This is a genomic window from Pseudomonas sp. AK106, from assembly GCF_053903055.1.
Map to the genome: position 1 here is coordinate 4589652 of NZ_CP096426.1, position 21595 is coordinate 4611246.

At 58.4% G+C, this 21595-nt stretch carries 16 protein-coding genes; 13 read left to right on the top strand and 3 right to left on the bottom strand.

What is annotated here, in order from left to right:
* The first annotated feature begins 74 nt into the window (after nt 1-74).
* The 5 genes from M1E04_RS20270 to M1E04_RS20290 all read left to right on the top strand — a co-directional run bounded on the left by M1E04_RS20270 (nt 75) and on the right by M1E04_RS20290 (nt 5633).
* The gene (locus M1E04_RS20270) at nt 75-1682 is read left to right on the top strand and encodes an ABC transporter substrate-binding protein (protein WP_192132420.1); all 1608 of its coding nucleotides are present in this window, start codon (nt 75-77) and stop codon (nt 1680-1682) included.
* 64 nt (nt 1683-1746) lie between these two features.
* Nucleotides 1747-2757, top strand: a complete 1011-nt coding sequence (locus M1E04_RS20275; protein WP_065990182.1) for an ABC transporter permease subunit — start codon at nt 1747-1749, stop codon at nt 2755-2757.
* Between the two features lie 11 nt (nt 2758-2768).
* Nucleotides 2769-3680, top strand: a complete 912-nt coding sequence (locus M1E04_RS20280) for an ABC transporter permease subunit (protein WP_065990185.1) — start codon at nt 2769-2771, stop codon at nt 3678-3680.
* A 10-nt stretch (nt 3681-3690) separates the two neighbouring features.
* Entirely contained in the window at nt 3691-4659 is a 969-nt protein-coding gene (locus tag M1E04_RS20285) for an ABC transporter ATP-binding protein (protein WP_065990186.1), read from the top strand.
* Nucleotides 4659-5633 carry a peptide ABC transporter ATP-binding protein gene (locus tag M1E04_RS20290; RefSeq protein ID WP_456291929.1) on the top strand — a complete coding sequence of 325 codons (975 nt, stop codon included), beginning with the start codon at nt 4659-4661 and terminating at the stop codon, nt 5631-5633. The genes M1E04_RS20285 and M1E04_RS20290 overlap by 1 nt, the downstream gene beginning before the upstream one ends.
* 838 nt (nt 5634-6471) lie before the next feature.
* Here the strand turns inward: M1E04_RS20290 and M1E04_RS20295 are convergent.
* Both M1E04_RS20295 and M1E04_RS20300 read right to left on the bottom strand, forming a co-directional pair.
* Nucleotides 6472-9024 (bottom strand): PepSY domain-containing protein, encoded by a 2553-nt coding sequence (locus tag M1E04_RS20295; protein ID WP_456293219.1) that lies wholly within the window; start codon nt 9022-9024, stop codon nt 6472-6474.
* A gap of 259 nt (nt 9025-9283) precedes the next feature.
* Complete coding sequence (locus M1E04_RS20300) at nt 9284-11533, bottom strand: TonB-dependent receptor (protein ID WP_456291930.1); 2250 nt, start codon at nt 11531-11533, stop codon at nt 9284-9286.
* A gap of 195 nt (nt 11534-11728) precedes the next feature.
* On the opposite strand from M1E04_RS20300, the gene M1E04_RS20305 reads away from it, so the two are divergent.
* The 5 genes from M1E04_RS20305 to M1E04_RS20325 all read left to right on the top strand — a co-directional run bounded on the left by M1E04_RS20305 (nt 11729) and on the right by M1E04_RS20325 (nt 16595).
* Complete coding sequence (locus tag M1E04_RS20305; protein WP_192132428.1) at nt 11729-12409, top strand: Fe2+-dependent dioxygenase; 681 nt, start codon at nt 11729-11731, stop codon at nt 12407-12409.
* Between the two features lie 3 nt (nt 12410-12412).
* Nucleotides 12413-13219: a tetratricopeptide repeat protein gene (locus tag M1E04_RS20310; protein ID WP_456291931.1), complete on the top strand. Its 807-nt coding sequence runs from the start codon at nt 12413-12415 to the stop codon at nt 13217-13219.
* Between the two features lie 223 nt (nt 13220-13442).
* A complete protein-coding gene (locus M1E04_RS20315) occupies nt 13443-14681 on the top strand; it encodes an alpha-xenorhabdolysin family binary toxin subunit A (RefSeq protein ID WP_456291932.1) in 1239 nt (412 codons plus the stop codon).
* A 23-nt stretch (nt 14682-14704) separates the two neighbouring features.
* Entirely contained in the window at nt 14705-15700 is a 996-nt protein-coding gene (locus M1E04_RS20320; RefSeq protein WP_456291933.1) for an alpha-xenorhabdolysin family binary toxin subunit B, read from the top strand.
* Nucleotides 15701-15767: 67 nt separating this feature from the next.
* On the top strand, nt 15768-16595 hold the full coding sequence (locus tag M1E04_RS20325; protein ID WP_456291934.1) for a hypothetical protein: 828 nt from the start codon (nt 15768-15770) through the stop codon (nt 16593-16595).
* Between the two features lie 48 nt (nt 16596-16643).
* Here the strand turns inward: M1E04_RS20325 and M1E04_RS20330 are convergent, their stop codons facing one another.
* A complete protein-coding gene (locus M1E04_RS20330; RefSeq protein ID WP_065990209.1) occupies nt 16644-17807 on the bottom strand; it encodes a type III PLP-dependent enzyme in 1164 nt (387 codons plus the stop codon).
* A 483-nt stretch (nt 17808-18290) separates the two neighbouring features.
* On the opposite strand from M1E04_RS20330, the gene M1E04_RS20335 reads away from it, so the two are divergent.
* From M1E04_RS20335 to M1E04_RS20345, 3 genes are all read left to right on the top strand, one after another.
* Complete coding sequence (locus M1E04_RS20335) at nt 18291-19499, top strand: DUF3472 domain-containing protein (protein ID WP_456291935.1); 1209 nt, start codon at nt 18291-18293, stop codon at nt 19497-19499.
* A 222-nt stretch (nt 19500-19721) separates the two neighbouring features.
* Entirely contained in the window at nt 19722-20210 is a 489-nt protein-coding gene (locus M1E04_RS20340; RefSeq protein ID WP_296310087.1) for a PAAR domain-containing protein, read from the top strand.
* A gap of 3 nt (nt 20211-20213) precedes the next feature.
* Nucleotides 20214-21548: an N-acetylmuramoyl-L-alanine amidase gene (locus M1E04_RS20345; protein ID WP_296310089.1), complete on the top strand. Its 1335-nt coding sequence runs from the start codon at nt 20214-20216 to the stop codon at nt 21546-21548.
* The last annotated feature ends 47 nt before the right edge of the window (nt 21549-21595 follow it).

A 21595-nucleotide genomic window follows, 5' to 3' on the forward strand; every position in this document is an offset into this window, starting at 1 on the left:
CAAGGTGCGGTTTACCGAACTTCGTGGCCCGATACCGACTCACTAATGGCTTCATCACTTGCGGAGTGCGTTACTTGAAATCGACATTCAAACTCGCAACATTGCGCAGCGCGATCGCACTGGCGGTATTCAGCGTTGCGGTCGGCGTATCGGCCAAGCCTCTGGTGGTCTGCACCGAAGCCAGCCCGGAAGGTTTCGACACGGCGCTCTACACCACCGCCGTGACCGCCGATGCTTCGGCGGAAACCATTTACAACCGTCTGGTGGATTTCAAGCCAGGCACCACGGAAATCGTTCCGGCATTGGCCGACACGTGGGAGATCAGCGATGACGGCCTGACCTACACGTTCCACCTGCGCAAGGGCGTCAAGTTTCACACCACCGAATACTTCAAACCGACCCGCGACATGAACGCCGATGACGTGGTCTGGAGCTTCCAGCGTCAACTGGACCCCAACCACCCTTGGCACAAACAGTCGGAGGTCGGTTACCCGTACTTCGAGAGCATGGGTTTCAAAGAGCTGCTGAAGAGCGTCGAGAAAGTCGACGACAGCACCGTCAAGTTCACCCTGACACGCCGCGAATCACCGTTCCTGGCTGACGTCGCCATGGCCTTTGCCTCGGTGTACTCGGCGGAATACGCCGATCAGTTACTCAAGGCCAACAAGACCGGCAACCTCAACAGCCAGCCCATCGGCACCGGTCCGTTTATTTTCCAGCGTTATGCCAAGGACGCTCAGGTCCGCTTCAAGGCCAACCCGGAGTATTTCCGTGGCAAGCCGCCGGCTGACACCCTGATCTTCGCCATCGCTACCGACAACAACGTGCGCCTGCAGAAGCTCAGGGCCAACGAGTGTCAGGTTGCGTTGTACCCGAAGCCGGACGACATTCCGAACATCAAGAAAGATCCGAACCTCAAGGTCGATGAGCTGAACTCGATGACCACCGCGTACATCGCCATGAACACCACGCACAAGTACATGAGCGACGTGCGCGTGCGTAAAGCCATCGAGCTTGCGTTTGATAAAGAGGCCTACGTCAAAGCTTTGTTTGGCAAGGACAATGCCACCGTCGCCGTGAACCCGTATCCGGACACGCTGCTGGGTTACAACAAAGACTTGAAAAACCCTGCCCACGATCTGGACAAGGCGCGCGCCCTGCTCAAGGAAGCCGGCGTTCCGGAAGGCACCGTGCTGACCCTGTTCACGCGCAACGGCGGCGGTCCGACCAACCCTAATCCGGCCATGGGCGCACAAATGATGCAGTCCGACCTGGCCAAAGTCGGCATTAAGTTAGATATACGCGTCATGGAATGGGGCGAAATGCTCAAACGTGCCAAAAACGGCGAACACGACATGGTGTCGGCCGGCTGGTCAGGTGACAATGGCGACCCTGATAACTTCCTGACTCCACTGCTCAGTTGCGAGGCCGCCAAGAACGGCGAAAACTACTCGCGCTGGTGTAATCAGAAGTTCCAGACCTTGATCGATCAGGCTCGGGAAAAGACCGACCCGGCCGAACGCGCTTCGCTCTACGAGCAGGCTCAAGTGATCTTCAATCAGGACCTGCCGTGGATCAGCATGGCCCACACCAAGGTGTTCACTGCAATGCGCAACAACGTGGAGGGTTACCACATCAGCCCTCTCACCACTAATAACTTCGCTACCACCCAAGTGAAGTAGAAGAAGAATCCGGCGGGCTCTGCTACCCAGAGACCCGCCGGTACCTGATGAGGTACACGAGAAGATGTTTAGTTTTATCGCTCGCCGAGTGGGGTTGCTCATACCCACCTTCTTCGGCATCACCTTGCTGACCTTCGCCCTGATTCGCCTGATTCCGGGCGACCCTGTCGAAGTCATGATGGGTGAACGCCGGGTCGATCCGGAAATGCACGCCCAAGCCATGGAACGTCTTGGCCTGAACAAACCCCTTTATGCGCAATACATCGATTACGTCGGTAAGCTCGCCCATGGCGACCTGGGCGAATCGCTGCGTACGCGCACAAGCGTGTGGTCCGAATTCACTTCGCTGTTCCCGGCAACCCTGGAACTGTCGATTGCGGCGCTGATCTTCGCAGGCATTCTCGGGCTGCTGGCCGGTGTGATTGCGGCATTGAAGCGAGGATCCCTGTTCGACCATGGGGTCATGGGCATCTCCCTGGCGGGGTACTCGATGCCGATCTTCTGGTGGGGCCTGATCCTCATCATGTTTTTCTCGGTATCCCTGGGCTGGACCCCGGTATCGGGACGTATCGACCTGCTCTACGACATTCCCCCCAAAACCGGCTTCATGCTGATCGACACTCTGCTCAGCGATGAAGAAGGTTCGTTCATGGACGCCCTGCGTCACCTGATTCTGCCGGCCATCGTGCTGGGTACCATCCCGTTGGCGGTCATCGCCCGGATGACGCGCTCCTCGATGCTCGAAGTCCTGCGTGAAGACTACGTGCGCACCGCCCGCGCCAAGGGCCTGTCGCCGGCTCGCGTGGTGTTCGTTCACGGCCTGCGCAACGCGCTGATCCCGGTGCTGACGGTGTTTGGTCTGCAGGTGGGCACGCTGCTGGCCGGTGCGGTTCTGACCGAAACGATCTTCTCCTGGCCGGGTATCGGCAAGTGGCTGATCGAGGCCATTGGCGCCCGTGACTACCCTGTCGTGCAAAACGGCATCCTGCTAATCGCCTGCCTGGTGATTCTGGTCAACTTCGTGGTGGACATCCTCTACGGCTTTGCCAACCCACGCATTCGTCATCAGCGCTGAGATCCCTTTTTATGAGCACACCTACTCCCGTAGCAGCAGTCGATCAAAGCCTGCTCTACCCGTCCGTCTACAAAGAGTTCTGGCAGCACTTCTCCAAGAACAAAGGCGCCGTCGCGGGCCTGGCGTTCATGCTGGTGATCGTGTTCTGCGCCCTGTTCGCGCCGTGGGTTGCCCCCCATGACCCGAGCGAGCAATACCGCGATTTCCTGCTGACCCCGCCGGTCTGGCTTGAAGGCGGCCAATGGCAGTTTCTGCTGGGCACCGATGAACTGGGCCGCGACCTGCTGTCGCGTCTGATTCAGGGTTCGCGCCTGTCGCTGCTGATCGGTTTGTCGTCGGTGGTGATGTCGCTGATTCCGGGCATCCTCATGGGCCTGCTGGCCGGTTTCTTCCCGAAAATCCTCGGCCCGACCATCATGCGTCTGATGGATATCATGCTGGCGCTGCCGTCGCTGCTGCTGGCGGTGGCCATCGTCGCGATCCTCGGCCCTGGCCTGATCAACACCGTCATCGCCATCGCCATCGTTTCCCTGCCGTCCTACGTGCGTCTGACCCGTGCAGCCGTTATGGGCGAACTGAACCGTGACTACGTGACCGCCGCGCGTCTGGCCGGCGCAACGCTACCGCGCCTGATGTTCATCACCGTGCTGCCCAACTGCATGGCGCCGCTGATCGTTCAGGCCACCTTGAGTTTCTCCTCGGCGATCCTCGACGCTGCGGCGCTGGGCTTCCTGGGTCTGGGTGTACAACCGCCGACGCCTGAGTGGGGCACCATGCTCGCTTCGGCCCGCGACTACATCGAACGCGCCTGGTGGGTGGTGAGCCTCCCGGGTCTGACCATTTTGCTCAGCGTGCTGGCAATCAACCTGATGGGCGACGGTCTGCGCGATGCGCTGGACCCGAAACTCAAGAACGCCGCCTGAGGACGTCCGAATGTCTCTTTTAAACATCAAGAACCTCAACGTGCGCTTCGGCGACGCCACGGCCACCCCGGTCGTCGACGGCCTGGATCTGGCCGTCGACAAGGGCGAAGTGCTGGCGATCGTGGGCGAATCGGGTTCGGGTAAATCCGTGACCATGATGGCGCTCATGGGCCTGATCGAGCACCCCGGCATCGTCACCGCCGACGCCCTGGTCTTCGACGGCAAGGACATGCTCACGCTCAATGCGCGCCAGCGTCGCAAGATCGTCGGCAAAGACATGTCGATGGTCTTTCAGGACCCGATGACCGCGCTGAACCCGAGCTACACCGTGGGCTTCCAGATCAAGGAAGTGCTCAAGCAGCACTTGGGTCTGTCCGGACGCGCGGCCCACCAGCGCGCGCTTGAGCTGTTGCAGAAAGTAGAGATTCCGGGCGCCGCACAGCGTCTGGACGCCTACCCGCATCAACTCTCGGGCGGCATGAGCCAGCGTGTTGCGATCGCCATGGCCATCGCCGGCGAGCCGAAGCTGCTGATCGCCGACGAGCCGACCACGGCATTGGACGTGACCATTCAGGCGCAGATCATGGACCTGCTGCTGGCCCTGCAAAAAGAGCAGGACATGGCGCTGGTGCTCATCACCCACGACCTTGCCGTGGTGGCTGAAACCGCTCAGCGGGTCTGCGTGATGTATGCCGGCCAAGCCGTGGAAGTGGGTCAGGTGCCGGGGCTGTTTGACGTCCCGGCGCACCCGTACAGCGAAGCACTGCTGGCGGCGATTCCCGAGCACAGCATGGGCGCCGCGCGCCTGTCGACGCTGCCGGGCATCGTTCCGGGTCGCTACGACCGCCCAAGTGGTTGCCTGCTGTCGCCGCGCTGCCCTTACGTCCAGGACAAATGCCGCCAGCAACGCCCGGGCCTCGACCCGAAAGCCCATAGCCTGGCGCGTTGCTTCTTTCCGCTGAATCAGGAGGTGGCGTGATGAGCGAAATCGTACTGACCGCTCGTGACCTTACTCGTCACTACGATGTGTCCCGTGGGCTGTTCAAGCCCCATGCAACCGTGCGCGCGCTCAATGGCGTGTCGTTCGAACTCGAAGCTGGCAAGACCCTGGCGGTGGTCGGTGAGTCCGGCTGCGGCAAGTCGACGCTGGCCCGCGCGCTGACGCTGATCGAAGAGCCTTCTTCGGGATCGCTGAAAATCGCCGGTCAGGAAGTCACCGGCGCGACCAAGGCACAACGCAAACAGCTGCGCAAAGACGTACAGATGGTGTTTCAGAGCCCGTATGCGTCGCTCAATCCGCGGCAGAAGGTCGGCGATCAACTGGGCGAGCCCCTGCTGATCAACACCCGCCTTTCCGCCGCCGAACGTCGCGAGAAAGTGCAGGCGATGATGGCTCAGGTCGGTCTGCGTCCCGAGCACTATCAGCGCTACCCGCACATGTTCTCCGGCGGTCAGCGTCAACGTATCGCACTGGCGCGGGCGATGATGCTGCAGCCTAAAGTGCTGGTGGCGGACGAACCGACTTCCGCGCTCGACGTGTCGATTCAGGCTCAGGTGCTGAACCTGTTCATGGACCTGCAACAAGAGTTCAACACCGGCTACGTGTTCATCTCCCACAACCTGGCGGTGGTGCGTCACGTCGCCGACACCGTGCTGGTGATGTACCTCGGTCGCCCGGCCGAGATGGGTCCCAAGGATGAGATCTACAACCGCCCTCTGCACCCGTACACCCAGGCGCTGCTGTCGGCGACCCCGACGATCCACCCGGACCCGTCGAAGCCGAAGATCAAAATCGTCGGCGAATTGCCTAACCCGCTGAACCCGCCGTCCGGCTGCGCGTTTCACAAGCGCTGCCCGTACGCGACAGAGCGCTGCGCCGCCGAAGCGCCGGAACTGCGCTGGGTCGACAACCGGCAGGTTGCCTGCCATTACGCGGAACAGTTTGTGGCGTGATGGTTGAGTAAGAACAAGGCCGTTGCGTGTGAGCGCAGCGGCCTTTTTGCTGCTGTTTCATTCTTACTTGCCGAGTATTTTGCCAACTGGCTTCAGCAGCTGCCGACTTTTAGCGTACCACGACAGTTATTCAAAGCTCTAACCTGCTCATGAGATCCCATGAATGAGGTCCCGCCAGGCCCATTCACCTCTCCTGCATCGTTATACGTATTTCCGCCCCCGCACTGAGCCACAATCCAGCAACCGGTACCGGACTTTTGAATCCATTGGGTGGTCGAACAACTGTGACGAGCGCTGCTGGCATCCCACGCCCAACTGCACTCCTGGTCATGCGCTGCACTGACCGATGAAACAATTGAGAAAGCAATCCCCACCGCCGCCATTGGTTTAATGAAACTGGTTAACCTAATCATGACTATCTCCCTATCAATCATTAATTTCGAGCGGAGCCCTGCAGGCTCTTATTAAGAGTAAAGCAGCCGCACCACAACGGGGCAATTAAAGAATCATATCGATAGGAAGTTTAAAGATACTACTTATCGCCAATCGCGATAACTAAAACCTCAGAAGACGATACCACCGTAACTACATATCTTTAACATCGATTAATCGTGCATGCGCTTTCGCGGGGACATGCATCGCTTTGCGTTCTTACTTCCCTCACGGACTGAACAGAAAATATTGACATAAATATTTCAATTGCTCTTTGCATCTGTTCCAGGCATATCGAATGGAAGTAGAGGTTATTGCCAATCGCTATAACTCAACTCTCTCTTACCGGCGCCCAAACCATTCCGATTGAGCACCCTTAGAACGCGATACTGCCTGTGTAGTCGAGTTAGTAAACATCCCGCCGATAACGACCCTGCTCGATCAAATCCCGCACCGCGTCCTCACCCAGCAACGCATTCAGCGTCGCATCCACGCCAGCAGCCATGCCTTCCAGGCTGCCGCAGATGTAAATCACAGCGCCTTCATTCAGCCAGCGACGCAGCTCATCAGCGGCCTCCCGCAAGCGATCCTGCACGTATATCTTCTCAGCCTGATCCCGGGAAAACGCTAGGTCCAGACGCGCCAGTTCCCCACTCGCCAGCCAGCCCTTTAGCTCATCCGCGCAGTGGAAATCATGGGCAGCGTGGCGCTCGCCAAACAGCAGCCAGTTGCGCTGCTCACCCGACGCGACGCGCGCCTTGAGCAAGCTGCGCAGGCCCGCCAGTCCGGTGCCGTTACCGATCAAGATCATCGGTGCCGATTCGGCCGGCAGGTGGAAACCACTGTTCCGACGCACCCGCAGACTGATCGCGCCGCCCACCGCAGCATGCTCGGTCAGCCAGCCCGAACACAGCCCGAGGCGGCCATCGGGGTGCAGTTCCTGACGCACGATCAGCTGCAATACACCGTCCTCGGGAATCGACGCGATTGAATACTCGCGCATCGCCAGCGGAATCAGCGCGTCGATCAACGCCTGCGCGTGCAAGCCCACCAGATGGCTGCGATTCACCGGTAATTGCCGCGAGCACAAGGCTTGGCCGAGGGTCTCGCTCAAGCCATCGACAGTGACCTGCGTATCAGCAGGAATGCCCAGACCGGACAGGAACTGCTCGACCGCAGAGGCCGGGTTGCGCGGTAATACCTCCACCAGATCGCCGGCCTCCCAGAGGGTTGTCGAATCGGCTGTCAGGCCGAGCAAGAACACTTTCGAACCCACGCTTCCGGGGTTCAGCCATTCCCGGGCCACCAGCCTCCAGTTGTGATACTCCGCCGCTTGCCAGACGGTCGTCGGCGTCGAGCCGGTCAACTGGCCCAGTTGCTGTTGCCAGTGTTGCAGCGCCGCACCGTCGCCGCTGTCCACTTCCACCGGTGCGAACAGCGTGCGTCCGCCGCGCTCCGCCAGCCAGCCATGCAGCCGCTGAGCGAACCCGCAGAACTGCTGATACTGACGATCGCCCAGCCCAAGCACCGCGTAGTTGAGATTGTCCAGCGCCAGCGGCCGACCCAGCACCTTGCGCTCAAATCCGCGGGCGCTGTCGGGCGCCTCGCCGTCGCCGAAGGTACTCACGACGAACAGCGCATTGCGGCTCTGATAGAGGTCCTGCTCGGTGATGTCGCCCAGACGCTGCACCTTCACCGGCACACCTGCGGTTTGCAGCTGGCCGGCCGTCTGCCAGGCGAGTTGCTCGGCGAACCCGCTCTGGCTGGCAAAGCCGATCAACCAGGCCGCGCCCTGCTCGCCCGTCGTCGTCGACACTTCACCGCGAGCGTTGCGAATGTCGCGCTTCTTGCGTCGGCGGTCCAGGTAGAGCAACCAGCCGGTGATGAAGAACAGCGGCATCAACAACGCGGCAACGGTCACAACGATGCGTCCGATCAGGCCGAAGTAGCTGCCGGTGTGCAGCGCATAGTTGCTGATCAACAACTGAGAACCGAGGCCTTTCTCGGAATAGCGCGACACCGCCTTGAGCGTGCCATCGGCCGGATCGAGGCTGATCTGGTTCAAGGCACGGGCGTGCGGCGCGGTTTTAAGGAGGTAAAACACCGTGGCCATCTGGCCCGGTGCCTGGGGCATGCGCAGGTTGTAGGCCTTGAGATCCGGGCCGGCGGCGCTCTGGATGGTCTGCCAGATGGCGTCATAGTCCGGCGCCGAGGCCGCGATTTCCTTGGGCGCCTCTTTCGCAGCAGGGACTGGACGCGCCCCTGTGCCGCGGCGCTGCTCGCCCGCCACGGGAGGATCGCCAATCAGCTTGGTCATGCCGTTGCTGAACCAGTCGTAGGACCACATCAGCCCGGTGATCGCCAGCAGCAGATAGATGACCAGGCACCAGGTGCCGAACACCGAATGCAGGTCCCAGTTGAAACTGCGTCCCTTCTTCGCCCAGTCCATGGTCAGCCAGACGCGCCAGTTCAGCGGCTTGCGCGGCCAGCGCAGATAGAGCCCGGAGAGGCAGAAGAAAATGAGGATCAACGTGCAGGCTGCGGTGACTTGCTTGCCGTATTCCCCTGCAGCCAGGAATCGGTGCAGGTTGAGGATGAACCCGAAGAAGTCCTGACCGACGGCATCCTCGGTGAACGCGCCGGTGTAGGGATTGAAGTTGTGCATCTCGCCGCGGCGCTGGCCGGGCGGCGGTGTGAACCAGACCTGGGCGATCCTGTCGCCGCCGACATCGATGCGGAACATCGCTACCTTGTCTTTGCCCTGGGCTTCAACCTTGCTGACCATTTCCGCCAGTGACAGTTGGCGACCCTGGGGCTGCACGAACAACACGTCAGGGTTGAGCGCGTCGACGATTTCGTCTTCGAAGGAGTACAGCGCGCCCGTGATCCCCATCAGGGCAAGCACAAGACCGGCCGTGATCCCGAAGAACCAGTGCACTTGAAACAGGACTTTCTTCAACACCCTCGACCCCTCACTCACCCGCTACGGCGCGCATTATGCGCACAAACGGCATACATTCTCATCTGTGGCTGATTCTTGATGCAGAACCAGTGGGAGCGGTCTTGCCCTGACACCCCGCGCTCGCCTGGCCAGCGCAAAACTTGTGGGAGTGAGCTTGCTCACGAAGAGGCCGGTACATTCAGCCACTTTCTCTGAAGACTGAAAGTAAGCATTCGCGAGCAAGCTCGCTCCCACAAGTGACGTGTCCGAATCCGGATCAGAAGTGGAAGCTGGCACTCATCAGCGCGGTACGTCCGGCGGCCATGTGGGCGTAGTGGGTGGTGAAGACCTGATCGTAATAACGCTTGTCGGTCAGGTTCTGCACGTTCAGCTGCAAGTCAACGTTCTTGGTCAGCGCGTACGTGGCCATGGCGTCGTAGCGCCAGTAGGACGGCACTTCCACCGAGTTGGCTTCGTTGCCGAAACGCGAATCGACGAAGGTCGCGCCGCCGCCCACGGTCAGCTTCGGCATCAGTTCGTAGGTCGACCAGAAATTGAAGCTGTTGCGCGGCGTGCTCGGCATGTGATTGCCCTCGTCCGCCTTGCTGGTTGCGCTGACGATCTCGCTCTCCATGTAGGTGTAACCGCCGTAGACTTTCCATTTGCCGGTAATGTTGCCGCTGTAGGTCAGCTCCAGACCGTCGACACGCTGCTCGCCGTCCAGCACCTGAAACGTCGCGTTGTCAGGATCGGTCACCCGCGCGTTGGTCTTCTCGGTGCGGAACAGCGCAGCCGTCAGCGACAAATTGTCGTCGAAGAAATCCCACTTGGTGCCCAGCTCGTAGTTGCGGTTCTTTTCCGGATCGAGGTTGGCGTTGTTCGCCGCGATTTCCAGGCCGCCATTGCCGCTGGTCTCACCCGACGGATTGCTGGACGTCGACCACGCCGCGTAGATGCTGCCGTTCGGCAGCGGCTTGTAGGTCACGCCGACCTGGTAATTCCACAGCTGGCTGGTGTTCTCGCGCTTGAAGCTGCCCGCCACCGAGCCGCGGCCGCCAGTGCTGTAACCGCTGGAGCGCACGTCGTAATCGTCATAGCGCAGGCCCAGGTTCAACGACCACTGTTCGTTGAATTTCAACGTGTCGAAGACATAGGCGGCACTGGTTTTGGTGTCGGTATCGGTGAACGCGCGGCTGTCGGTGATGGTGCCGTTCCAGTCGTCTTTCGGCGACGAGTTGGACAGGCTGGTGCAGTCGCCCGACGCCAGCAGCGCAGCGTTACAGGTCGAGCCGATGGTCCCGCCGCTGGCACTGAGCACGTTGTAGCCGCGGTTGTGGGTGTCCTGATAGGAAAATTCGAGACCGGTCACCAGACTGTGCTGAATGAAGCCGGTGTCGAATTTCGCTTGCAGGTCGGTCTGGTTGACGAAGCCGCTGGAGGTGGAGTTGCGGCTCTTCGCCGAGCGCGAGACCAGTCCCCTGGCGACGTTGCCGCGGCTGTCGTCCGGGTTGGTGACGATGTAGTCCAGGGTCGAGCGCGACATGCGGAAGCTGTTGGAGATCGTCAGGTTGTCGTTGAGGTCATGTTCGAGGCGGATCGTGCCGCTGTCGTTGACGCTCTTGCGGTAGTCGCGGTCGGTCAGGCCGTAAAAGTTGTTTTCGTTGACGTGGGACGGCTTGTCGACCACGTACTTGCTGCGGCCGGGGGTGTTGGTCAGCGGAATGCCGTAGTCGGGCATGTCGTCGGTGGACAGGTGGTAGTAATCGACCTTGACCCGCGTGTCCGTGCCCAGACCGAACGCGAACGAAGGCGCAACGCCCCAGCGGCTGTTGTCGACATCGTTGCGGCCGGCGACGTTGGAATCATGCTTCATGAGGTTCAGGCGGAAGGCGGACGTGTCGGTCATTTGCTTGTTGACGTCGAGGGTGTAGCGCTGGGTCTGGTCCGAGCCGAAGGTGTAGCCGCCGTTGAAGGCATCGCCCAGATGAGCGCCTTTGGTGACGAGGTTCAGGCTGCCACCCGTGGAGCCTGCGCCGGTGAACGCCGAGCCCGGGCCCTTGCTGACCTCGACCGATTCGACGTTGAAAATCTCCCGGCTTTGCGCCGCGACATCGCGCATGCCGTCGACGAACACGTCACTCTCCGCGTTGAAGCCACGAATGATCGGGCGATCCGCATTCGGGTTACCGCCCTCGCCCGCACCAAAGGTGATGCCGGGGGTGGTGCGCAAGGCGTCAGTCAGGCTCGTGGCCGCGGTGTCGCGGATGACTTGCTGCGGGATCACCGTGACGCTCTTTGGCGTCTCGCGCAGGGGCGCGGTGTACTTTTTCGAGGCCGATTCTTCGGTCTTGTAAGCCGTGTCGGCCCGCTCGCCGTCAATGTTGGTGGCCCCGAGATTCAGGGCATCCGATGAAGGCTCCGCAGCCTGCGCCACATGGGCGGCGGACATCGCAGCAAGGGCGACGCTGACGGCGCCGACGATGGAGCGCTGCGAGTGGGCGGTAACCGGTTGTGCTTGGCGCGACATTTTCCTTCCCCAAGGAAACAATAAGGCGGCGGAATATAGTTGAGACTGCTTCGCATTCGCAGAAAACTTACATTCTTTACACTTTCCCATTACCCAATTTTCACATCGACCCATTCACGCGCGCGGGCGACGTTTTACACGACCAATAAGAATCACTATCATCCGCCGCCTTATTCTTCACGCAGGTCGCGATTCATGCTCCTACATATCCCCGGTCTGTTTTCACCCGAGGAGGTGCTTCGCATCCGACAGGCGCTGGAAGACACCGAATGGGCCGACGGCAAGATCACCGCCGGGCACCAATCGGCGAAAGCCAAGCACAACCTGCAACTGCCGGAAGGTCATCCACTTGCCGTAGAGATTGGCGCGGCGATGCTTGAGCGCTTGTGGCAGAACCCACTGTTCATGTCCGCTGCCCTGCCCCACAAGGTCTTCCCGCCATTGGTGAATTGCTACACCGGCGGCGGCAGTTTCGATTTGCACATCGACAACGCCGTGCGTCAGGCCAAGGGCAGCGCCGAACGCGTGCGCACGGATTTGTCATCGACGCTGTTTTTCAGCGATCCCGACGATTACGACGGCGGCGAACTGGTGATTCAGGACACCTTCGGCACCCGTCAGGTCAAGCTGCCGGCGGGTGATCTGCTGCTTTATCCGGCCAGCAGTCTGCACAAGGTCAACGCCGTCACACGGGGCGCGCGTTACGCCTCGTTCTTCTGGACCCAGAGCCTGGTGCGGGACGATGGCCACCGCACGCTGCTGTTCGACATGGACGCGGCCATCCAGCAACTCAGCCGCGACGTGCCTGATCACCCCTCGCTGCTTCAGCTCACCGGCACCTATCACAACCTGCTGCGGCAGTGGGTCGAGGTCTGAGTGATGAGCTGGAATCTGCGACGTAAAGAGGTGCTCGATGGCGACCAGCTGCGCGCCATGCTGGAAGAAAGTCCGGCGAGTGCCGCACGGGCGATTCTCAGCGCCGCGCAGGCCAACATCGTCGACGCCCAGGCGCTGCTCGGGCAGATCCTGCTCGACGGCGCCGGCATCGAGCAGGACCCATCGCTGGCGATGACGTGGTTCCAGATCGCCGCACGCAACGGCCATGCGATGGCCCATAACATGCTCGGTCGCTGCCACGAACATGGCTGGGGTTGCGAGCCAGATGCGGCGAAGGCCGCCGAGTGCTATCGACTGGCAGCGCAGGCCGACCTCGACTGGGGCTTCTATAACTACGGCAATCTGCTGGCCACTGGTCGGGGCGTCAACAAGGATCAGGCACGCGCACTGGCCTGCTACCGCAAGGGCGCACACATGGGTCATGCCAAATCAATGAACATGCTCGGCCGCTATCTGGAAGAAGGCGTGAGCTGCGAGCAGGATCTGCCCGCCGCGCACCACTGGTACCGACGCTCGGCAGAGGCCGGCGATTTTCGCGGTCAGTTCAGTCATGCGGCCGTTCTGGCTGATCAAGGAGACATTCAACAATCGCTGTACTGGTTTGGAACGGCTTTGCGCAATGGCAACCTCAACTTTCTGCGGGTCAGTCGCCAGACGCTGTTGTCGTCACCCCATCCAGAGATTAAAAGCCTGGCCATCGACTACTTCACCAAAGCATCGGCCATTGGCAATGCTGAAGATAAAGCAGCCCTGTCTCACTTTCTCAAAAACGCCAAAACGGCTGCATAAACACGTTCTGACACAGGTTTGAATTTAACGGCATTCCCCCGAATTAGCGGGGCGCAAGCCGTGGTGAGTTCTGCCTGTAAGTTCTCCTACAACAGCTGAAGGCATGGATGCTTTGACATAAGACTCAAGCGCCCACTAGTCTCAGGCCACTGTCATAAAGGCAGTGATAGAAACTCCGTAACCGGCACCAGGATGGCGCCACTATTAAAGAAAGGACTCTTTCATGAATCATGCATTGAACAATGCCTTCAACACCTCAACTAACAAGGCCGCCGAAGAAGCAGCGCTGGCACCAAGGGCGCTTATTGACGCCTCCCTTGGACAAGGCGACGACAGTGTGCGCACCACGGGTCTTATCCTGACCAAAGAGCAGATCATTGATCTGTATCGCTATGAACAAAAAGGCCTGCACTTACCGACTACCGCAGAAGCCGTCAGTGTTTATCTTGGCTATCATCAGCAAAACCCTCCAGGCCGTGGGCTGGCAGTCAGCGACTTCACCAAAACGTTCAACATTATCAAGGTCCATGCCAGTAAATGGGACGGTCTGCGCCAGCGAATCAAACTGATCAGCAGCGAGCTCAAACTCTTCGCGAACTTCATGACCTCGACGGGGGCACGCGTGGTTCGGGAGCTGGACACTGTCTCTGCGTCGAAAGTACTGAAAGATCTGGGAATTATCACGCTCGAAGACCTCAAGCGGGTCGAACAGGAGATGGGCCCCGCGCTTCCGGACATCACACTGGACGACGATGACAAAGAAGCGGTTAAAAGCGTCAGCTACATCCTGGAGCGGGTACTGATGCGCGTCAATACTGAGGAGAAGCGCAGCAATCGCTTGAAAGCGGATCTGGACGCATTTTCTCGGGAACTGTCCAACACGGTTCGGCCCGAAATCTCGCTTCGCCTGGTCGCCATCGACAATAACAACTTCAAAGGTGATGTGGTCCGGCTTCAAAAAGAAATTGAAGACCTCGATAAACAAATCGACGAGAAGAGCGCCAGCTACAAACAGATGGTCAATGATTCGCTAAGCGCTGCGTCCAAACTGAATGTGATTGGTTTGGGCATGGCCATCTACTTTGGTGTAGAGGCAGAAAACGTCCGACAGGAAAGAAACGCTCTTAAAAAAGAGCGCCATGTTAAAAACACCGAGATGGGCACCAAAAGCACAGTCCTTCGGCGCCTTAACGACGTTAAAGGCGATATGCAGGACCTCGAATTGCTGACGCTTCAGGCTGATGTGGCAACCCAAAACCTCGTCACCGTCTGGAACAAACTTTATCTGTACATCAAAACTTCTCAAGAAGAGTCAAAACGCATTAACGACGCATTGAAAGTTCGCTTCCTGGCCTACCACTTCGAACAGGTCATCGAGCCATGGGCGCTGATTAAAGACGAGGCGGACGAACTGTATGCCGTCTTCGCCGAAGCCGATGCAGAAATCAAAAAAAATCGTTAATCAATACTCTTAAGGTTTTTCCAATGAATATCCTTCGTTTCAATACCGATGTAAACGCCGTATCGCCTGACATGGGCGTGGTCAACGTCTGCATTCAGCAAATGCTCGACCTCACTGCCGTCGCCAATTTTTCGTTCGATCAAACACGCTATCTGCCGTCGATTCATGTAAAAGCGGCAGGACTGTATGGCTCGCTCACTCAAGCCCGGCGAGCACTGGATGAGGCGGCACTCAAGATGGAAGTGAGCGCCTCTCAAGGACTCAAGAAGCTCAATGCCCTGCGCGGCGCGATCACGGAAACAGCCTCTGACGATGACCTGGAAGATAACGCCTACTTCCGAGCGCATGCGATCAGTATCCTCAAGCGAGGGATAAACGCTGCCGAGAAGGACGCACAGCAACGCTTCAAATCGCTTTCAGATGTGGCATTCAACCCGGCACTCACCGGCAAATATAAAAGCGAGCTGGACGCCGAGCTGGCGCAATTGAATCTGGCGCAGATCGCCTCCGAAGAAAAAATCGAGGCGCTGGAGGTTTCACGAAAGGTCTTGAGCGATGCAATGGCGGTGCTTGAGAAACGCAACTTTGCAGACATCGCCAAGGACACCGTGCTCAGTGTGGAAAACATCTCCGCAGTCGGCATGGCGGCTCCCGAAGCAGAGCTCATCAGGCTCGCTGTCGAGCACATGAAAAAGACCCTGGAAGACATCAGCAAAGCGCTCAACTATCTCACCATGTACGATCAGCGCGAACGCCTGATCAAGCAAATCGAAGCGCTTAAACCCGGCCACGATCAGCGAGCGGCCGACCTGAAGATGACCGCCGCTAAAATCACGTTGATCGACAGCGTTCATGCCCTGTATCAGAGCTTTTTCAATGCCCGAGCTGAATACGCAAAGTTCAATCAGGGGATTACTGCATTCTTCGACCATCTTAAACTGGGTGACCAGGCAGGTTATGAGGACCGTTTCGTCTCCATCGCGCCATCGCTGATTGATTACCTGAAAACCATCCGCTGAAAGCTTACTATTCACAGCCGTGACGGCAAGGACGCCGTCACGGCCTGCACAGGACAAGGATGTCGATATGTCAGCACCTCTGTTTAAGTGGGCCCATTTCGATGCGCTCAATCGCTACCGCATTACCTTGCATCAGGCATTCGAGACCACTGAACGAATCAAGGCAGATCTTGGCCTGGCGTCGGATCAGGCGTTCATCCGCCTTCACCAGCCAGCACTTGAACACCTGCACATTCAAGTACAGGCACAGCTTCGATACTGGCCCGAGATACTGGAGTGGCCCTACAGGATCTTTTACGAACAGTCGGATCTGGTGGCCGATCTTGAGCGCTTCAGTTCGGACTATTTCCGTGTCGTTGATGCGCTAACCCGCTCTGAACGCGAAAAATTGCTCTCGACACTGGATCTATCTCAACCGCCCTTCGAGTTGAACGGACGCCTGAAAATACTGAGTCCGACAGCAGGCTACCCTTTCGCCATGCAAGTGAAGCAGCAGGTTTTTGATCTGTGGATCAAATACGATCGCGCTGCTTTTACGGCCAAAGATCTGTATTCGCGTTCATCGCTTGTTTTGCCGCGACTGGTGGACTTTATGCAGGGAGCCATCAACGCATACGCTAAAAATCGGAAGCTCGACCCCATGGGTTCCGACGGCAGAATTGTCGGGGTCAGGGCGATGATCAATGACACGAAGAATCTGCATGCGCAAATTGCCGACGCCACGAGGGACCTGGGTGAGGGGTATGCAAATCTGGCGAGTTTTCTGTCCGGCTCGTTGAGTGACTTCAAAGACCTGTTCACGTCGATTTCGATTGAGCGGTTTGGGGAGATGATTGAATCAGCGATGCCTCGTCTTGAGTTGGCTGAAAAACTGATCAGCCACACAAGGCAGTGAAACAAAAAACCCGCGATCGCTCGCGGGTTTCTTTATGAACGGCAGCGCTTACACGTAGTAAGACTTCAGCGGCGGAAAGCCGTTGAACTCTACAGCGCTGTAGCTGGTGGTGTAGGCACCGGTGGACAGCCAGTACAGGCGGTCACCGATGGCCAGGTTCAGCGGCAACCCGTACTTGTAGTTCTCGTACATGATGTCGGCGCTGTCGCAGGTTGGGCCAGCGATAACCACTTCTTCCACTTCGCCTTTCTTTTCGGTCCAGATCGGGAACTTGATGGCTTCGTCCATGGTTTCGATCAGGCCGGAGAACTTGCCCACATCCGTGTACACCCAACGCTCGACGGCAGTGCGGGATTTACGCGACACCAGCACCACTTCGCTGACCAGAATACCGGCGTTGGCGATCAACGAACGGCCCGGCTCCAGGATGATTTCCGGCAGGTCATCACCGAAGTCTTCTTTCAGGTAGCGAATGATTTCTTCAGCGTAGGTTTCCAGGCTGTTGGTGCGGGTGATGTAGTTGGCCGGGAAGCCGCCGCCCATGTTGATCAGCTTGAGCACGATGCCGTCTTCTTCTTTCAGACGCTCGAAGATCACTTTCACTTTGGCGATCGCAGCGTCCCAGACGCTGATGTCACGCTGCTGCGAACCGACGTGGAACGAGATGCCGTAAGGCACCAGGCCGAGTTCACGGGCGAGGATCAAAAGGTCCATCGCCATGTCGGTCTGGCAACCGAACTTGCGTGAAAGAGGCCAGTCAGCCGTGGTCGAGCCTTCGGTGAGAATACGCACGTAGACTTTCGAGCCCGGCGCAGCCTTGGCGATGTTGCGCAGGTCGGCTTCGGAGTCGGTGGAGAACAGACGCACGCCCTTCTCGTAGAAGTAGCGAATGTCTTTGGATTTCTTGATGGTGTTGCCGTAGCTGATGCGATCCGGGCCAACGCCGCGATCCATCACTTTATCCAGCTCGTAGATCGAGGCGATGTCGAAACTCGAGCCTTTTTCCTTCAGCAGGTCGATGATCTCGACCGCAGGGTTGGCTTTGACCGCGTAATAAACTGTCGCAAATTCGAAGCCTGCACGCAGGTCGTCGTAGGCCTTGCTGATCATCGCGGTGTCGATGACCACGAACGGGGTTTCTTGCTTGTCGGCAAACGCCTTCATTTTCTCGAAGGTGCTTTTCTCGAAATAGTCTTCGACCTGGATCGACATGCGGGGACTCCTGTTGGCAAACGGTAAAAAACAATGGGTGTGAGCGCGCGGCTCGTGAACGTCCTCCGTATCCCCACTTTGGTTCGCCTACTTCCCAAGGCTGCTCGGCCGAAAGCAAAAAGGCCATCCGGTGATACACCACGGTTGGCCTTGCTGTCTCGTCGTCAGTACTTGAGCCGGATGGATCGTTTCCAGCATGGACGTTCGGCGCGAACTGTAGGACCTGAGGGGCCGGAGATCAACTAAAAATGTCGCGTTTCTGCCCGTTTTTGCCAGACGGGAATCCACGCGCGTTCAATCAACCCGTAGTAACCGACCGATGTGACAGGGTGATGTTCACCTTTCCGAAAAAAACACGGTGCCTGGGTGCTCCCGACCGCTCGACGCCCCTCCCTGCCATCTGTCGTCCACTGTCATTTCTGACAGGTTTCAAACGACCGCAAATGCTCAACACTGGTGCCTCATGACGAGAGGATGCGCCCCATGAAAACACCGCCGATCAACCACCCGACTGAACGAGCCGATGTACCGACTTCCGGTCCGTCGATAACCTCCTGGTTCTCGAAAAATGAGGCCGAACTGCTATACGTAGAGCAGTACGTGCCCACAGCCGGGGACAACATCCATATTTACTGGTCAGGCTGTAATTTCTATTTTGGTGAGCGCGGGGGATACGCAGGCATCCAGCACCAAAACGATAACCTGGTGGGGGGCCAGATTTTTACTTACAACAATATCTGTTCGATCTGGGACCTCGCCTCCGATCCGGCTGAAGCCGAGGTCCGCCTGGATTATGGGATTGAAGGCCTGTATTCAGGGCATTTCGGCGGCGAGGGGACTGGCCTGCACACCTCTCACCCGATGCCATGGCGCCTGGATCAGTGGTACGCCATCGTGATCAGACGTTGGTTCATTCCCGGCGAGTCGGTGACGCGCATGGGCATGTTCATGTACGCCTACGCCGATGCGAAATGGACGCACTATATGTCCGCTTCCGTTCCCGGCCCTGATATCCCCATTTCAGGGACTACCTGCACGGGATTTCTGGAACGTTTCAACGGCGACGCGCTGGGCTACCACGGTTATTACGGCCAGCACTTCCGGATGAGCAAAGACGGTTCGTGGCAAAAACCGTCTCATTACGTGGCAACTGCCGGAGGCGACCCTGACACCTGGAATGCCATGCTGGTGGGTGACGGCGATAACGTTGGCGACGCCAACATCATGCTTATTGCCGGTGGCAGCTATGGCAATACCCACAGCACGATCCAGTTGGAGCCCAACCAGTTTGATCCTAAGCCGAAACCGGCGATGTTGACGGCAGCCATCTTATCCGTATCCGTCGTACCGCAAGTGGGTACCGAAGCAGTGATCGTGGCCTGGAAGAATGACGAGTCGACGCCACCGCAGTTGAGCTACTCAATAGAAATCCGCTCTCTCCCGGGAGATGTGCTCGTGGCGTTCGATGCCGAAGCGCTTCCTCAAAAACGATCGTCCATTTTTAGCACGGCGGTGTTCGCTGCCGGAGATTACGAGGTGACACTCACTGTCACCGACATCTTCAACCAGAGCTCTCTTCCGGCCGAAACCACATTCCGGGTCTCAGCACCGGTGAGGCGTTCCCGCAGCCTGTGGCGCAGAGTGCAAGCATGGGTGCGCAAATGTGCGCGTCGTTTTATGAACACGCGGTAGTCCGCTGCATGACAGGACGTTGCCACCCGCAGCGCCCTGTCAGGGATTCGCCACGAAAGCCACGTGTCCGTCAGACGTCGGCTACTCAGTCACCCGAAATGCCCTACCCTGCCAATCTCTTTCCCACACGTATCCCACTGATCCCGATCACTAGGGTTGGCGTCCATTCGCCTCGCACGAACTGTGCGAGGCGATGAATCAACCCGACCAAGGATCAAAGTCATGCAAAAGACTGCCTATTCCCCGCTGTACAACAATGACGTCACTTACGAGTACCTGCGTGGTCTGGATCGACCCCCTGTTTCGGAAGAGGCTCTCGCCACGTTCAGTCCGGCGGCGCTGGCTCAGGTGAGAGAGAGTGAGGCCTACAAGCAAGCCCACCCCTGCACCGGCATTTTCCGGGTGGCGGCGGAAGGCGGCCACACCCGCAATGGTGGTGTGATCGTGAGAGGCACCCTTGGGGTGGAGTTCAGACTGGCGGACGGCCGTGAGGTTGCGGGTGCTCGCGTCGGTGACTGCGCCGTTTACCCCGACGGCACTGAGGCACAGGTCGTCACTGGTGCAGGAAAGGCGAACAGCCAAATGGCGCTGGTGGGCAGCCGCTTGAGCAACGGCGACGAGATCATCAACACGCCGCAGGGTTCTCTTCTTCTGCTCCAGCGCAAGGATGTCGCCTGGCCGGATGACTTTCTGCCCGACGTGGAGAATTGAAGCATGACAATCTTCGATATCAACGGCCGGGAGCAAGGCCTCGACGGCGACCTAACCACCACCGGCGCCATCTGCCACGCCAGCCTTGTTCAAACTTCGCTGGAAGATGGCCGCATGGCATTGCGGCTCGGCGACAAGACCAGCCCTTGCGGCGTGTGTGGGCAAGTGGGCGAAATTGTCGAAGGGGAAGACAGCTTCACGTGGGATGGCATACCGACCGCCGGGCATGACGCGCTCGTGTTGTGCGCGTGTCCGCCGGGCGCGAATCGATTGATTGCTCCGCGGTCAGGGCGTGCGGGAGCCAGTCGAGCGGCAGCGGACGCCGCTGCGGCGCCACATCCTGCTATGCCCATGTCGAACACCTCGTCTTCTGTTTATCCACACACCACTACGGCGCCGGGGAACATCTTCGCCCGTACGTTCGTCATCCGCGACAGCGAAACGGGGCAGCCGCTCGCGAACCGGACATTCACGGCGGCGGTGGATGGTCAGCAAAAGTCAGGTACCACCGACAACTATGGACTGGCCCGCATTGAGGGTTCTTCAGCAGACTCCGTCGTTTCCCTCCACGTCATGTTCCGCTCGCCCGTACGCGAGTTGAAGGAGCTTGCAGGGATGAACACCCGGGTGGTGACCAGTACGACGCGTGTCGAGACGTTGATCCACGGGGAAACGCCCAAGCCCATGGTGGTCACCGTGAATGATCGGGCCGCGACGCGAGAGGCGATTATTAGGAAAGTGCGGGAGTTGGGCCACGGGTTTGTTGAGCGGTCGGAGTGGCACGCGAAGCCGCCTAAAAAACCTTTGGTTCGCGACTGGGATTACACAATGATTGCGCTTCATCATGCAGGGAGGAGTTATTCGTGTGGTGTGGGGAGTGAGCAAATGCTGGACACTCAGGCGAAGCAACAAGGCAAGATATTTGACGACTTCAGTTACCACTTTGCAATTGATTGCGCGGGCATCATTTATGAAGGAAGGGACATTCGCTTCAAAGGCGAGCATCTAATTCTCTATAACTCGAATGCCATCGGCATAGTCTTGTTGAACAACTTGACGACCGAGGAGGAAGGGACTGATTTCATTGCAAAGGCCCGAATCACGTTGAATCATATGGGGCTCAGCACTGCCAACGAACTCCCCACCCCTCAAAAGAGCGCAACTATAAACCTGATCACCGCACTAAAAAGCGTATTCTCGATCAATTTCTTTGGCGGCCATAGGGAGTTTCCTCGCCAAGACACCAAAGAAGCAAAAATCTGCCCAGGAAACATTGGGATGGGTTTCGTTAACGTGGTACGCGCCACCACCGGCCTACACAGACCACTACGAGAATAAAAATATCGCCTTCTATCAGAGCTCACTCAAAACCAAAAAACACATAC

What these genes read in the sequence shown, in the direction of transcription:
- M1E04_RS20275 (WP_065990182.1), top strand. Translation starts at nt 1,747, where the DNA reads ATGTTTAGTTTTATCGCTCGCCGAGTGGGGTTGCTCATACCCACCTTC.
- M1E04_RS20280 (WP_065990185.1), top strand. Translation starts at nt 2,769, where the DNA reads ATGAGCACACCTACTCCCGTAGCAGCAGTCGATCAAAGCCTGCTCTAC.
- M1E04_RS20285 (WP_065990186.1), top strand. Translation starts at nt 3,691, where the DNA reads ATGTCTCTTTTAAACATCAAGAACCTCAACGTGCGCTTCGGCGACGCC.
- M1E04_RS20290 (WP_456291929.1), top strand. Translation starts at nt 4,659, where the DNA reads ATGAGCGAAATCGTACTGACCGCTCGTGACCTTACTCGTCACTACGAT.
- M1E04_RS20300 (WP_456291930.1), bottom strand. Translation starts at nt 11,533, where the DNA reads ATGTCGCGCCAAGCACAACCGGTTACCGCCCACTCGCAGCGCTCCATC.
- M1E04_RS20305 (WP_192132428.1), top strand. Translation starts at nt 11,729, where the DNA reads ATGCTCCTACATATCCCCGGTCTGTTTTCACCCGAGGAGGTGCTTCGC.
- M1E04_RS20310 (WP_456291931.1), top strand. Translation starts at nt 12,413, where the DNA reads ATGAGCTGGAATCTGCGACGTAAAGAGGTGCTCGATGGCGACCAGCTG.
- M1E04_RS20315 (WP_456291932.1), top strand. Translation starts at nt 13,443, where the DNA reads ATGAATCATGCATTGAACAATGCCTTCAACACCTCAACTAACAAGGCC.
- M1E04_RS20320 (WP_456291933.1), top strand. Translation starts at nt 14,705, where the DNA reads ATGAATATCCTTCGTTTCAATACCGATGTAAACGCCGTATCGCCTGAC.
- M1E04_RS20325 (WP_456291934.1), top strand. Translation starts at nt 15,768, where the DNA reads ATGTCAGCACCTCTGTTTAAGTGGGCCCATTTCGATGCGCTCAATCGC.
- M1E04_RS20330 (WP_065990209.1), bottom strand. Translation starts at nt 17,807, where the DNA reads ATGTCGATCCAGGTCGAAGACTATTTCGAGAAAAGCACCTTCGAGAAA.
- M1E04_RS20335 (WP_456291935.1), top strand. Translation starts at nt 18,291, where the DNA reads ATGAAAACACCGCCGATCAACCACCCGACTGAACGAGCCGATGTACCG.
- M1E04_RS20340 (WP_296310087.1), top strand. Translation starts at nt 19,722, where the DNA reads ATGCAAAAGACTGCCTATTCCCCGCTGTACAACAATGACGTCACTTAC.
- M1E04_RS20345 (WP_296310089.1), top strand. Translation starts at nt 20,214, where the DNA reads ATGACAATCTTCGATATCAACGGCCGGGAGCAAGGCCTCGACGGCGAC.